12 protein-coding genes and 1 tRNA gene are annotated in these 15419 nt (G+C 30.4%); all 13 read left to right on the top strand.

All coding sequences use genetic code 4. From position 1 onward, the window contains the following. The first annotated feature begins 2 nt into the window (after positions 1-2). On the top strand, positions 3-1367 hold the full coding sequence (locus A6V39_RS02520; RefSeq protein WP_187150087.1) for a type 2 periplasmic-binding domain-containing protein: 1365 nt from the start codon (positions 3-5) through the stop codon (positions 1365-1367). A 4-nt stretch (positions 1368-1371) separates the two neighbouring features. Beyond that, positions 1372-2742 carry a type 2 periplasmic-binding domain-containing protein gene (locus tag A6V39_RS02515; RefSeq protein ID WP_187150086.1) on the top strand — a complete coding sequence of 457 codons (1371 nt, stop codon included), beginning with the start codon at positions 1372-1374 and terminating at the stop codon, positions 2740-2742. Positions 2743-2767: 25 nt separating this feature from the next. Next, complete coding sequence (locus tag A6V39_RS02510) at positions 2768-4066, top strand: type 2 periplasmic-binding domain-containing protein (RefSeq protein ID WP_187150085.1); 1299 nt, start codon at positions 2768-2770, stop codon at positions 4064-4066. A 25-nt stretch (positions 4067-4091) separates the two neighbouring features. Continuing rightward, on the top strand, positions 4092-5423 hold the full coding sequence (locus A6V39_RS02505) for a type 2 periplasmic-binding domain-containing protein (protein ID WP_187150084.1): 1332 nt from the start codon (positions 4092-4094) through the stop codon (positions 5421-5423). A gap of 25 nt (positions 5424-5448) precedes the next feature. Continuing rightward, on the top strand, positions 5449-6831 hold the full coding sequence (locus A6V39_RS02500; RefSeq protein WP_187150083.1) for a type 2 periplasmic-binding domain-containing protein: 1383 nt from the start codon (positions 5449-5451) through the stop codon (positions 6829-6831). Beyond that, positions 6831-7736, top strand: a complete 906-nt coding sequence (gene tsaD / locus A6V39_RS02495) for a tRNA (adenosine(37)-N6)-threonylcarbamoyltransferase complex transferase subunit TsaD (RefSeq protein ID WP_245633490.1) — start codon at positions 6831-6833, stop codon at positions 7734-7736. Before A6V39_RS02500 ends, tsaD begins: the two co-directional genes overlap by 1 nt. Positions 7737-7739: 3 nt before the next feature. Beyond that, positions 7740-8858, top strand: coding sequence for a methionine adenosyltransferase (gene metK / locus A6V39_RS02490; RefSeq protein ID WP_187150082.1), 1119 nt, complete (start codon positions 7740-7742; stop codon positions 8856-8858). Next, positions 8840-9808 (top strand): phenylalanine--tRNA ligase subunit alpha, encoded by a 969-nt coding sequence (gene pheS / locus A6V39_RS02485; protein ID WP_187150081.1) that lies wholly within the window; start codon positions 8840-8842, stop codon positions 9806-9808. Before metK ends, pheS begins: the two co-directional genes overlap by 19 nt. Next, positions 9795-11678 (top strand): phenylalanine--tRNA ligase subunit beta-related protein, encoded by a 1884-nt coding sequence (locus A6V39_RS02480; RefSeq protein ID WP_187150080.1) that lies wholly within the window; start codon positions 9795-9797, stop codon positions 11676-11678. The genes pheS and A6V39_RS02480 overlap by 14 nt, the downstream gene beginning before the upstream one ends. Then, a complete protein-coding gene (locus tag A6V39_RS02475) occupies positions 11678-12364 on the top strand; it encodes a PhoU domain-containing protein (protein ID WP_187150079.1) in 687 nt (228 codons plus the stop codon). Before A6V39_RS02480 ends, A6V39_RS02475 begins: the two co-directional genes overlap by 1 nt. Positions 12365-12552: 188 nt before the next feature. Next, positions 12553-13668, top strand: coding sequence for an ABC transporter ATP-binding protein (locus A6V39_RS02470; RefSeq protein WP_187150078.1), 1116 nt, complete (start codon positions 12553-12555; stop codon positions 13666-13668). Beyond that, a complete protein-coding gene (locus A6V39_RS02465; protein ID WP_187150077.1) occupies positions 13661-15328 on the top strand; it encodes an ABC transporter ATP-binding protein in 1668 nt (555 codons plus the stop codon). Before A6V39_RS02470 ends, A6V39_RS02465 begins: the two co-directional genes overlap by 8 nt. A 15-nt stretch (positions 15329-15343) precedes the next feature. Next, positions 15344-15418, top strand: a tRNA-Ile gene (locus A6V39_RS02460). Position 15419: the final 1 nt, after the last annotated feature.

Genomic DNA, 15419 nt, shown 5'->3' with positions numbered 1-15419 from the left:
CAATGATTAAGAAGTTGGTGGCCGGACTTTCAGTCTGGGTTACAGCTTCTTCAGGATTACTTTTAGGAAAAGCTGGAAGTAGTAATGATTTAGTATTTGGAAATTACAGTGATTATATTTCTTCTGATGTAGCTCAAGAATTAAGAAAGAAATACAAATTAAGAGTTGATTTATTTGACTACGACCATTTAGTTAAAGAAAGATTCCAAAAAGGAATCTATGATATAGCAATAACAAGTACTTCAGTACTCTCTGAATTAAAGAGTTCTGGAGCTGCCTTGAAGCTTGACTGAAGTAAGTTACTTACAAAAGAAAATGACAGCACAAGTAGTATAGACAATAACACCCCAAAAACTGTTGAAGATGCAAGAAAGTTATTTACAGAGATTGTTCAAGATATGTCTCAAGATCTTTTGGAGTATGGAATACCCTACTTTATTCAAAAGTTGGGATTCTATTATCGAGGAAATGAAATTGAGAACTTGAAAAAAGATCAACCAGTGACTTTCAAGAAATTAATTGAAGTAATTTCTAGCGATAATAGATTTCATAGTAAAGATGGAAAACCTAAATTAGGCTTAATAGATGATCCAAGAACTGTACTCTCTTTAGCTAGAAAAGTAGGAAATAAACAAGACGTAAATCCAAGCAAAGAAGAATACAAAAATTCTCAATTAATACTTGACGATTATAGGCAACTAATTAATGCGGGTCTAGATAAGAATAAATTAGGAGAAAACTTCTTATATATGACTCCAGATTCTGGCCCTCTTGTTGATGCCTTGAGTAGCGGAGATATCAAAGGAGCATTTATGTACAACGGTGATGGCTTATTTGCCGCTAGTGGCGGCAATGCTTCAAAAGAAATAAATGCTAATGATTTTCATTATGTTGAATTGTCAGAAAATATATTTTTCCTAGATTTCTTAACTTTATCAGCGAATATGTCAGATAGCAAAAAAGAAAAAGCCTATGGGCTTGCTAAAGATCTTTTGTTTCTTAAAAACGATAAGGAAGATGTATTAAGAAAGCAAAATAAGAAATCAAAAGGAGAAAATGGTTTAAGTAATTCTGTAGCGGCAGCAGAGGATAGTGAGGATGATGAAGAGTCACCTTACGAAGAAATGGTTGTTAGAAATTTTGATGAAGTTCAATACACTCCAACGCTTAAGTCTGTATATGACAAATTAGAAGAGTATTTCAAAGATGAAAAAGATGAATTAATTAAGGGTACTACAAAACATGAAATTATTAAAGTAGAAAAACCAAAAACTGGCACATTATCGCAAGAATATGAAAGACAATTAGATTCTCGACAAAAGAATGATATGTTAATTGCCTATAGTAATTTCAAATTGCTAGTTTAATTTTATGATTAAGAAATTAACAATAAGTCTTACAACTTGAGTTGCGGCTTCTTCAGGATTACTTCTAGGAAAATCAAGTAACAGTAATGATTTAGTATTTGGTAACTATAGTGATTACATCTCTTCAAATGTAGCTCAAGAGCTCAGAGAAAAATATCAACTAAGAGTTGATTTATTTGATTATGACCATTTAGTTAAAGAGAGATTCCAGAAAGGAATCTATGATATAGCAATAACAAGCACTTCAGTACTTTCTGAATTAAAGAGTTCTGGAGCTGCCTTGAAGCTTGACTGAAGCAGGTTATTAGGAAACGGCACTAATGATGGAAATGTAGGCAGAACAGAAAGTAATGTTTCTGAAACAGGAAATTCAAAAACCGTTGAAGACGCAAGAAAGTTATTTACAGAGATTGTTCAAGATATGTCTCAAGATCTTTTGGAGTATGGAATACCCTACTTTATTCAAAAGTTGGGATTCTATTATCGAGGCGAAGAAATTGCCGGTTTAAAGGATCAACAGCCGGTTACTTTTTCAAAATTAATTGAAGAGATTTCTAAAGATGATAGATTCAAAAGTAAAGATGGAAAACCCAAAATAGGCTTAATAGACGATCCTAGAACAGTACTGTCTTTAGCTAGAAAAGTTGCAGGCAAACAAGATGTAAACCCTAAGGAAAGTGAGTACAGTAGTTCTGAAGCGATACTCAAGGATTACAGAACTTTAATAAATAAAGGTTTAAGTATAGAAAATTTAGGCAATAACTTCTTATTAATGAGTCCTGACTCAGGAACTCTAGTAGACGCCCTTAGTTCTAAAAGTATTGAGGGTGCTTTCATGTACAATGGAGACGGCTATTTTGCATCTGAAGGAGGCAATGCAAAGGAAGAAATAAATGAAAAAGATTTTCATTATGTTAATCTTTCCGAAAACATTTATTTTTTAGATTTCCTAACATTTTCTTCAAAAATGTCCCCTGATAAGCAAGAGAAAGCCTATGGCTTAGCAAAAAAATTAATATTTATTGGTAATACAGAAGAGCCATTTAAGAAACAAGCAAAACAAGAAGGAGAAGAAGAGGCAAAATATGAAGAAATGGCAATCAGAAATTTTGACTATGTAGGATATACACCAACACTTCAGTCTGTATATGGTAAATTATATAAATACCTTAATGATGAAGATGATACATCTGAAACAGAAGATACTTTATCATCCACAGAGGATGAATCAGTTAAGTGAACTAAAAAACATGAAATTCTTAAAGTAGAAAAACCAAAAACTGGCACATTATCGCAAGAATATGAAAGACAATTAGATTCACAACAAAAAAACGACATGTTAATTGCCTATAGTAATTTCAAATTGCTAGTTTAGTTAATGAATATTTTTCAATATTACCATGCTTAAGAAGCTTGGTATTGGGTTTGCGACATGAGTCACAGCCGCCTCTGGCTTATTAATAGGAAAATCAAGTAACAGTAATGATTTAGTATTTGGTAACTATAGTGATTACATCTCTTCAGATGTAGCTCAAGAGCTCAGAGAAAAATATCAACTAAGAGTTGATTTATTTGATTATGACCATTTAGTTAAAGAGAGATTCCAGAAAGGAATCTACGATATAGCTATCACAAGCACTTCAGTACTCTTTGAATTAAAGAGTTCTAATGCAGTTTTGAAATTAGATTGGAGTAAATTATTAGGAAAAAGCAATGAACAAACTCAGAACTCAGAAAGTAAGACTGTTGAAGATGCAAGAAAATTATTTACTGAAATAGTTAGAGATATGTCACATGATTTATTGGAATATGGAATACCTTACTTTGTACAAAAACTGAGTTTCTACTATACAGGAAAACCAATTGAAGCATTGGGAAAAGGAAAGAAGGTTAAGTTTAAAGATTTAGTTGAAATAGTTTCAAGTGATAGTAGATTTCACAGCAAAAATGGCAAAGCTCAATTAGGCTTAATAGACGATCCTAGAACAGTACTGTCTTTAGCTAGAAAAGTTGTAGGCAAACAAGATGTAAACCCTAAAGAACATGAATATCGAACTTCACAAGAGATTTTGTCTGATTATAGATATTTGATAGATAGTGGTTTAAATAAGGATCGAATGGGCGAAAATTTCTTGTATATGACTCCAGATTCTGGACCTATGGTTGATGCATTAAGTGGAGGAGATATCAAAGGAGCATTTATGTACAATGGTGATGGATTATTCGCTTCAGCTGGCGGAAATGCCAAAAAGAAAATTAAAGACGGTGAATTTCATACAGTTGAGTTAGCTGAGAACATATTTTTCTTAGATTTCTTGACATTTTCTTCCAAAATGTCAAAAGAAAAACAAGAAAAAGCTTACGAAATGGCCAAGAAATTACTGTTTATTAGCGATGAAAACAAGGATGATCCTTTTAAGGAGGATGAAAATGAAAAGTATGTAGAGATGATGGCCAGAAATTTTGACGACGTTTGATACACCCCGACCCTTGACTCTGTATATAGAAAACTTGAAAAGTATTTTGAAGATGAAGATGAAGATGCAAAGGGATTAGTGAAGGGCAAAACAAAACACGAAATTATTAAGGTCGAAAAAACAGAAGGAGGTAACTTAGAACATGATTACGAAAAACAACTTTCTTCCCAAAAGAAAAGCGACATGTTAATTGCCTATAGTAATTTCAAATTGCTAGTTTAGTTAATGAATATTTTTTATTATCAAAATGATTAAGAAGTTGGTGGCCGGACTTTCAGTCTGGGTTACAGCTTCTTCAGGATTACTTTTAGGAAAAGCTGGAAGTAGTAATGATTTAGTATTTGGAAATTACAGTGACTATATTTCCTCCGATGTAGCTCAAGAATTAAGAAAGAAATACAAATTAAGAGTTGATTTATTTGACTACGACCATTTAGTTAAAGAAAGATTCCAAAAAGGCATTTACGATATTGCAGTTGTAAGTACATCTGTGCTTTCAGAGCTCAAGAGCTCTGGAGTAGCAATGAAATTAGATTGAAGTATATTACTTAAAGAAGAAGATAACGTTGGCGGATCTGGAAATACAAGTTCAGAACAAAAAACTTCTAAAGATGCTGTTGGATTGTTTACTGATATTGTTCAATATATGTCAAAAGATCTATTAGATTATGGAATACCTTACTTTGTTCAAAAATTGGGATTCTATTATCGAGGAGAAAAAATTAAAGACTTACAAGAACCAGTGACATTTAAGACTTTAATTGAAAAAATTTCTAACGATAATAGATTTCACAGCAAAAATGGCAAAGCTCAATTAGGCTTAATAGACGATCCTAGAACAGTACTTTCACTAGCCAGAAAAGTTAAAGGACATGAAGATGTAAATCCTTCTGATAATGAATACAAAACTTCTGACTCAATTTTGAATGATTACAAAACATTAATAACAAGTGGCTTAAGTAGGAATAAATTAGGAGAAAATTTCTTGTATATGACTCCAGATTCTGGTCCTCTTGTTGATGCCTTGAGTAGCGGAGATATTCAAGGCGCCTTTATGTATAATGGCGACGGTTTATTTGCTGCAGAAGGTGGAAATGCAGAATTAGATATGGAAGGAGATAAATTTCATTATGTTAAATTGTCAGAAAATATATTCTTTTTAGATTTCTTAACTTTTTCAGCAAAAATGACAGAACATAAGAAAACAAACGCTTACAAAATGGCAAAAGAGTTATTATTTATTACTAACAAAAACAAAGATAATCCATTTAAAGAAAAATCTAAATTAAGTTCCGAAAGTGAAGGTGATGATGGAAAAGAATATGAAGAAATGGCAGTTAGAAATTTTAATGATGTCTTGTATACTCCAACATTGAAATCTGTATATGAAAAATTAAAAAATTGTTACTTTAAAGACGAAGACGAAAAAAAGTCAATCAATGCCACTACAAAACATGAAATTCTTAAAGTAGAAAAATCCGAAAATCATTCCATTGATAAAGAATTTGAAAAACAATTAGATGCTCAAAAGAAAAGCGACATGTTAATTGCCTATAGTAATTTCAAATTGCTAGTTTAGTTAATGAATATTTTTCAATATTACCATGCTTAAGAAGCTTGGTATTGGGTTTGCGACATGAGTCACAGCCGCCTCTGGCTTATTAATAGGAAAATCAAGTAACAGTAATGATTTAGTATTTGGTAACTATAGTGATTACATCTCTTCAGATGTGGCTCAGAAACTCAGAGAAAAATATCAATTAAGGGTAGACCTTTTTGACTATGACCATTTAGTTAAAGAGAGATTCCAGAAAGGAATCTATGATATAGCTATCACAAGTACATCTGTTCTTTCAGAGCTCAAGAGCTCTGGCGTAGCAATGAAATTAGATTGAAGTAAATTGCTTGGAGATGAAACTATTTCTCAAGGTAATGAAGTAAATAATGGGCAACAATTAAATAAACCAAAGAAAACTATTGAAGATGCAAGGGCCTTATTTACAGATATTGTTAAGGATATGTCACATGATTTATTGGAGTATGGAATCCCTTACTTTGTTCAAAAATTGGGATTCTATTATCGAGGAGAAAAAATTAAAGACTTACAAGAACCAGTGACATTTAAGACTTTAATTGAAAAAATTTCTAACGATAATAGATTTCACAGCAAAAATGGCAAGCCTCAGTTAGGTTTAATAGATGATCCAAGAACTGTACTCTCTTTAGCTAGAAAAGTAGGAAATAAACAAGACGTAAATCCAAACGAAGATGAATACAAAAATTCTGAATCAATACTTAACGACTACAAAAAATTAATTAGTGCTGGATTAGACAAAAAAGTGATGGGAGACAATTTCTTATACATGACTCCTGATTCTGGTCCTATGGTTGATGCCCTAAGTAATAAAGACATTCAAGGCGCTTTTATGTACAACGGTGATGGTTTATTTGCTGCTAATGGAGGAAACGCAGAGTTAAAGATAAAGGAAACTGATTTTCATCATGTTGAGTTATCTGAGAATATATTCTTCTTAGATTTCTTAACTTTTTCAAACAAAATGTCCGAAGAGAAGAAAGATAAAGCTTACAAATTAGCAAAAGATTTACTCTTTCTTAAAGACGAGGTAAAAAATCCATTTAGAAAAGAAGGAGAAGATTCTGGGGATGTCGATTCAGTTGTTAGTTCTGTAGGTAGTGAAGAAGAGGAAGGCGACAAACCATATGAAGAAATAGTAGCGCAAAATTTTGATGAAGTTCAATATACTCCAACTTTGGAGAAGGTTTATTCAGCTTTAAATAAATATTTTAAAGATGATTCAGATGATTCAGATGATGAAGAATTAGTTAAGGAAAGTACTAAGCATGAAATTATTAAAGTAGATAAGCCCGCAAATGGAAAGTTATCACAAGACTACGAAAGACAATTGGATTCACAACAAAAAAGCGATATGTTAATTGCTTACAGTAACTTTAAATTATTGATTTAGTGCTGATATTAGGCATTGAGACCAGTTGTGATGATACTTCTCTTGCTATAGTTCAAAATCATAAACTTATTGATGTTCTTACTATATCGTCTTCAAAACTACAAAATAAATGAGGAGGTGTAGTTCCAGAAATAGCATCTAGAAATCACGAAGAACATATACTACCTCTATTACTTGAATTACTAAATAAGAATAATCTTTCTATTAACGATATTACTCATATCGCCTATACTGATCATCCTGGATTAATAGGTTGTTTATTAGTTGGCAAGATATTTGCCAAAACACTCTCTTTTCTACTTAATAAACCCTTAATTCCTATTAACCATGTATATGGTCATATATTCTCAGTAGGCTTAACTAATAAATTAATATTCCCCCACTTAGCTCTAGTAGTATCAGGTAAAACTACTTCTTTATTCTATGTAAAGAGCTATAGCGAAATAATTACTTTAGATAGTGCTACTGATAATGCTTTAGGTGAGATATATGATAAAGTAGCAAGAAGATTAGGACTTGATTATCCCGGTGGCCCAATTATAGATTCTCTATTTGATAATGAATTAAAAGTTAAACCTTTATTAAAACAAAAATCTAATCCTGCTAAACTTTTTAGTTACGGAGGAATATTAAGTGCTACACTAAGACTCTGCGAAACAGAAAGCAATAAGGAATATATTGCTACTGTTTTTCAATCTTGAGTTATTAATGAATTAATTAATAAACTTAAATATTGAATTGAGAAAACCAATACTAATTGCATAACAGTATCTGGTGGTGTTGCTGCTAATAAATACTTAAGATCTAGACTAAATGAACTTAAAGCGCCTACTTTACTAGTTGACTTAAATTATGCAGGAGACAATGCTGCAATGATAGCTTATTATGCCTCTTTTCTTATTTAATTAATGTTACAAACTTCTGAATCGGTAGGAATAGGTCATCCAGATAAGATCGCAGATCAAATAGCTGACTCTATATTAGATGCGGCCATTTCTATAGATAAGAATAGTCAAGTTGCTTGTGAAGTATTAACTTCACATAATTTAATAGTAGTAGCGGGAGAAGTACATACTACAGCTAATTTGGATTATGAATCAATAATTAAAGAACTATTAACTAAGCTTAAATACAATTTGAATGATTTCAAGTTTATTCTTAATATTAGTAAACAAAGCCTAGATATTAGGAATTCTGTATTTAGTAATAAAATAACGGGCGCAGGAGATCAAGGAATAGTATATGGTTATGCCACTAATGAAACTCCTTCTTACTTGCCCTTATCCCACGTAATCTCTTCTGATTTAGTAAAGGTAGCTACTAAATTAATAGATACTAATGTAATTCCTTGAGCAAAATACGATATGAAATCCTTAGTATCTTTAAGAAAAAAAGATACTAAGTATTACTTAGAGAATTTAGTATTCTCAATACAGCATCAAGAAGATATTAAATATGAAACTCTTAAAGAAGAGATATTAAATAAGATAATTGAACCTGTACTAAAGAAGCACGGAATAGACTTTATTACTGAAAAAATTTATATTAATAGCTCAGGTAGATTTGTTTTAGGAGGATTGGAGGCAGATAGTGGACTTACTAACAGAAAGCTTATGGTAGATTCATACGGCTCAGAAGCTAAGCATGGAGGAGGTGGATATAGCGGTAAAGATTTAACTAAAATTGATAGATTAGGAGCTTATTATGCAAGATGAATATGTAAGAATTTAGTAGCTAGTGGTATATGTAAATTCATAGAGTTAGAATTAGTTTATTATCTAGGAGCTAAAGAAGCAGTAAGTTATTCAATAAATGTAAATGATGACTGTAAGTACACAAAAGAAGAAATTCTAGAAATAATAAAAAATATTTTCCCTAAATATATTTCTGAATTAATAGATAGATTTAATAATGGTAAATTTAAATATAGAGATTTAGCTTGTTTTGGACACTTTGGTAATGAGCTTTATCCATGAGAAAAGATTGATAAAAAAGAAGAGATAGAGGCTTGATTAAAGAAAAGATAAAGAACGCTAAAGATATTCAAGAAGCTTTAGCGCTTAAGAAAGCATTTGAAGAAGAATATATTAATGTTTTAAAAGAAGAAATAGCTATTGCCTCTGTTGATCAAAAGAAAGAATTAGGAATAAGAATTAATACTCTTAAGAAAGAAGTTGAAGAAGCATTTTATGAATTCAAAAAATTATATGAAGAGAAAGCTTTAAATATAGATACTTTAGATCTCTCTATTCCTAATTTAAATTTCAACAATTACTCACTAAATTACTTGTCTGAAATTAAATCAGACTTAATTAAGCTCTTTTATAGCTTAGGATTTCATATTGAAGCAGGCAAAGAAGTAGTTACTGAAGAAGAAGCTTTTGATAATTTATGTTTTACTCCAGATCATCCTTCAAAATCAGAAAGTGAAACATTTTACTTTAATAATGGCACTATATTAAGGCCTCACTGCACCACTAATAGTATTATTTTTTTAAAGGAAAATAAGGGCAATAAGTGCGCTACTATAGGCGCTGTATATCGCAAAGATGATGAGAGTGCTAGACATACACACCAATTTACTCAATTAGATTTTGTATGGGTAGAAAAAGGTATGAATTTAGCAAACTTAAAGTGAATGCTAGGAGTAATAACTAAAGCTATATTTGGAGAGAATCGAGAGTATAGATTTAGAAACTCCTACTTTCCCTTTACTCAACCCTCCTTAGAAATAGATATGCGTTGCACTTGCACTTCTAAGAATTGCAAAATATGTAAAGGTAGTGGGTGAATAGAGGTATTAGGGGCAGGCTTATTAAAGAGTGAAATACTTAATAATTTTGGTTATTCTTCAGAATATGAAGCTATTGCGGGAGGTGTAGGGCTAGAGAGATTAGCCATGATTAAGTATCACATTTCTGATATCAGAAAGCTTTACACTAATAATTTTTCATTTTTAAGAGATGATTATTACTAGGAACTTACTTTCTGATTTCTTTCCAGATATAAAAAACTTTTCTATTGAAGCTCTGACTAAAGCTTTTTTTAAGAGCGGTATAGAGCTTGAATCTTATGAAGAAATAATAGCTCCTACAGGTATTTATTATGCACAAATTAAATCTTTTGAAAAGATAGAGGGCAGTAGTAAGCTTAATTATTGCAAAGTCTTTATTCCTTTATTAAATGAAGAGAGAGATATAGTTTGTGGAGCAAGTAATGTAAGAGAAGGCATTAAAGTAATTGCTTCTTTACCAGGCGCTAAACTAGGAGATATAGAGATTAAAGAAAGAGAAGTATTTGGGAAGGTATCTTATGGAATGCTTTGTTCTTACAAAGAATTATTTAAATCTAATCTCTTAACTTTCAAAGGAATAGAGGGTATATTAGAGTTACCAGAAGACTTTAATATTAATAAGCTTTTTGAAGCTAGTGATTTAAATTTAGATGATATTATTTTTGAACTCTCTCTACCTTCCAATAGAGGAGATTTACATTCTGCTTGAGGCTTAGCCTCAGAATTAATAAAGCATTTAAATTATGAAAAGCCCATAAATAATGGAAAGAAATATAGTAGTAATTGAGAACTTCAATTGGCTCTCTTTACTAATAACTTCTTTTCTACTAATTATGAAGAATGTTTAAATTACTATATATTCTTAGCCTTTAATATACTAATTAAACCAATTACTGGCCAAACAATTAAATCTAAATCAATATTCTTTAATAATTTGGCTAATGAATTTTTAGGCAATGAAATATCAGAAATAGTAAATCCTGTAACTATAGATATAGATTGAGGTAAAGTTTGTACTTTTTTATGTATTAATGAAACTACTAAGCAAGAGCTAATTACTAAATTAAGTAAATATGGCTTTATTTTTGAAAATAATAAATGTACTGTACCTTTGTGAAGAAACGACATTAATAATTGCAAAGACTTTATTGAAGAAATAATGAGAAATGTAGATTTAAATGATATAGATGAAAAGCCTCCAATAGCTCAATACTCAATAACTCCCGCTTCCAAATTATTCTCTTTGGAAAAAGTTAAAGATTTTTGAAAGAATAAAAATTTCTTAGAGTGCTCTACCTTTAATTTACAACTACCAGAACAAGCTTCTCAAACTTATGAATTATTTAATAATGAAGTAAGCACTTTAAAGAATCCTATTTCTTTAGATAAGTCAGCACTAAGAAAACATGCTCTATTTGAATTAATAAATGTATTAGAGAGAAATAATAATCTTAAGAATGCTCTTTACCCTATATTTGAAATAACTACAGATTTAAATACTTTAAATATAGTAGTTCCTTTAATTCCTAAATCCTTTCCTTTAAATACTTCTCTAATTAATAATGACCTATATGACTTACAATCCTTTTTAAAGAGAAGTAGTTCATTGATTAATCAAGAGATTACTTTCGCTTTAGCTACAAAAGTTTTTCCACCATTTCTAAGTACTAATTTATTACAAATTATTAGTAATAAAGAAATAGTTGGTTATTTAGGGTATTTAAAAGCTAAATTACCATTTAAAGTTGTTGGAGCTTTCTTATCCTTAAGAGAAGGAGAGAACATATTAAAGAAATCCCCAGAATATTCAGAATTCCCCCCCTCTTATAAAGACATCTCTTTTGAGCTATCTAATATTGAAATAGGTAAAATATTGAATCATTTAACTAATCCCTTACTCCGAGAGATTCAATTTCTAGAAAGATATCAAAACACCTTCTTATTCCGGTTTAAATTTCAGTCTTTTGAAAAAACTTTAACTAAAGAAGAAATAAATGCTTCTATGCAATTTATCACTGATACTCTTATTTCTTTAGGGGCCAAAATAAGATAATGGCCATAAATGCTTTCCTCTTAGAGGGTGTTATTAGTGACTGCTTTATTTCCTTTAAAGCTTATTTTGATTTAACTTATTCTTTACACAAAAAAGTATATGACTTCTATTTCCAATATCAAAATAAAGACTTATTACAAGAAATAAGAGAAATAGAGTTTGATGTTAATAGTATTCAAAAAAGAATGGCTGAAGAGATAGTATGAAATATCTCTCAGCACACACCACAAGCTACTGATTTAAGATTCTTCTTGGCTGTCTTATTATCCCTTAAAGACTTAGAAAGATTTGCTGATTATGGCTTTTCTATAGCTCAAATAATTAATAAACAAGGCAAAGAATTAAGTACAGTCTTCAAAAGCTTTGATATTTTTTCAGAAATGCTTAAATGTATTAAAGAGATATGAAAAGAGTTTATTAAATGTAAGGGAAGAATAAATGCTATTGATTTAAAGCAGTGTAGCGGAATAAGGAATAAGTTTATTGAGATGCAAAAGCATGCTTTTGCAAAAACTAGTGAATTAGTACTAGTTATTTCAGAAATGAATAAAGATTTACCTTCTTTTGTACATTTAGTATTAGTTAAATTAGGTAGAGCAATGGATCATATTTTCAATGTAATAGAGAACTTTTGTCAAGCTTATTTTCCAGATATGGAGAATGAGGATATTCTTAATGAAAGTTAAATTTGAGAAGAATCCAGAAGGTTTTTTGAGTTACAATAATGAATATTCTTTTGCTATTAGAATTGCATTAAATTTATTCAAAAGTGTATTGAATTGAATAATTAAAAAGAAAAGTGAGAATACTAAGATAAACAGACAAATTCTTAAAGAATTAGAGCTTCCTTTAGATATACATATTTCAGAATTAGATGCGTTTCACAAGAGAGAATTTAGAAAGAAAAAGTATATATATTCGCTTAAGAGTAAAGAATCTTCCTATTTTCCAGAGCCTAAAAAAATATACTTACCGTTTATTCCAACCACTCACCAAAATAGATCGAAAACTACTACAGTTAAATTTTTTAAAGAATACTATAGAGAAGAAGAAAAATAGCTTTCAAGAATTACCCACACATCCCAATTACAATCCCTATTTAAGTAAAGGAAATGAGAGGATATATGGAAGCTACGATGAATGGTATAGAGATTTCTATTCCTCTCAAAAAAGGAAAAAGAAAACTAATGCTAAAGATGCCGTTTCAAAAATAAAGAAATGTAATTCTGTACACAAAGGAAGTAAATACATACTTAATAGACCAGGTTACATACTTGAAGTAAAGAATGTAAATAAATGATTCTGTAATAGCTCAGATAAGTCTTACAACCAAGTATTACATAACATTAATATTGATATTAAAGAAGGAGAATTTGTAGTAATATTAGGTCATTCAGGTTCTGGTAAGTCCACTCTTCTTAATGTACTTTCAGGCATAGATAGACCTTCCAATGGGAGCATAATAGTAGCTTCTCATAACTTAATTGCTCTTAAAGAAAAAGAATTAACTAGATTCAGAAGAGAGAACCTCTCTTTTATTTTTCAACAATATGCCTTAATTCCAGACCTTACTGTTAAAGATAATATTATGCAAGGAGCTGCACTTCAAGAGAATGTACATAGGAGATTAGATTTAGATGAATTAGTTGATTTTTTAGGTATTAAAGAACACTTACACAAGAAACCTAATCAGCTTTCAGGGGGCCAACAACAAAGAGTAGCAATAGTTAAATCAGTAATAAAGAATCCAAAAATATTATTTGCAGATGAGCCAACAGCTGCTGTTGATGAAAGCACTTCTAAGAGTATTCTTAAAATTTTTAGTGATATTAATAAGCGTTACAAAACTACTATAGTACTAATCACACATAATCCTATTATTGCCAAAATGGGCACTAAATTAGTACACATTGAAAAAGGTAGGATTATTAAGCTACATAACCAAATACCTTTACCATTAGATGAGCTCCCATGAGCAGGCGATGAATAATGAAGCCTTCTATGATTCTTTAAAGAGTTACACAATACAACAACAATTTCTTAAGAATCACTACCCCCTTAAATATTGGTGTCTTAACTTCAATTTCTTTATCCACTTAACTTATTGACTTTTCTGTATCTGAGCAATAACAGCTTTAAGTGCTATATTTGTACCAGTTAATAATACACATAGAGTTGGTAGAGGGGCTGTTGTGGCTTTTGAAACAGCCTTTAATTATGTAGTTAAATTACTTAGACCAGACACAAGGCATTCATCAGAAAACATTAGTTCTGCTCTATGAAGCTTTGATTCTTATGTATTCTTAATAGTTACTATAGCTTTATTAGTAATTAGTCTTTATTGTCATTTTGTAGTTAATAACTTCTTATTAGATTTATTAGATATTGTAGATTCACATGGAAAATCAAAAGAACAAGAAAGAATAATACACTTCCTTAAGTATCTTAAATATCTTTTCATATTTTGCTTTCTTCTTAATATTTGAACAGCTTTTTCTTTGCTTTACATAAGAAAGCCAATGTCAGATGTAGGCATTTCAACTTTACTTTTTGCCCCTACTACTCTTCCACAACAAGGAAAAATATATCATAGACCTTTAACTACAACAGGCTGACTAACAAGTATTCTAAATATTGCTTCTTTGGCAGGAATTAGCACCCTTTATTGACGTTACGTAAGAGAGAAATTTAATGGTAATGATTTTTTTTTTAGTGCTTTCAGAACTAATAAAGAACCACAACAAAATTTGATACAGGATCCATTACTTCAACAACAAATTTTGATGTCAATGCATGTATTACTAAAGCAAGATATACGTAAGAAAAATAAGAAAGGATATATTGCAGAATTAAAGAAAGTAAATAAATATTTCTTAGTAAATAACAAACAGTTTCATGCTCTTAAAGATATTAACTTAGATATTAAAGAAGGAGAATTTGTAGTAATACTAGGTTATTCTGGCTCAGGAAAAACTACTTTATTAAATATACTCTCTGGTATTGATAGACCTACTAATGGCGCATGTATCTTAAATAACTACGATATATCTAAGATGACTGATGAAGATTTAAATGAATTCAGAAGAAAATCTATTGGATATATATTTCAGAATTATGCTTTACTTCCTAACTTAACTGCTTCTGAGAATATAGCTATTGCTCAGAATTTAAATAATAAGACTTCTTTAAGAGAGAAAATTAGTACTTTAAGAAATAATGTCTTTAAAGGAGAGGGAAAGATAAAGTCCTTCATTTTATTTCTTAAAGATATCTTTATTTCTAAGGAAAGTAAAGAAGAGCTTAATTACTTAATAGACGCTCTTAATTTAGAGGAACATAAAGATAAGTATCCTCACCAACTTTCAGGGGGCCAACAACAAAGAGTAGCTATTGCTAGGGCTTTAATAAAGAAGCCAAAAATATTACTAGCTGACGAACCTACTGGCGCTATTGACCACTCAATGACTAAATCTATTCTAGAACTTTTTTATTACATTAATTTTTATGCAAAAACTACTGTAATAATAATTACACATAATCCATTAATTGCTAAAATGGCAAAGAGGGTTTTGCACGTAGCTGACGGGCAGATCGTTAAAGATATTTATAATCCTCATCCTAAGATGCCTAGGGATATTGAGGGATTATAATTAGATAATTTGCAAGGAAATATAGTTCAGTAGTAGAACATTCCCCTGATAAGGGAAAGGTCGGTGGTGCGATCCCGCCTATTTCCACCAT

Origin of the sequence: Candidatus Mycoplasma haematobovis (genome assembly GCF_001645765.1) — a bacterium.
Lineage (GTDB): Bacteria > Bacillota_I > Bacilli_A > Mycoplasmatales > Mycoplasmoidaceae > Eperythrozoon_B > Eperythrozoon_B haematobovis.
This window is presented reverse-complemented; position numbering and strand designations above follow the sequence as displayed.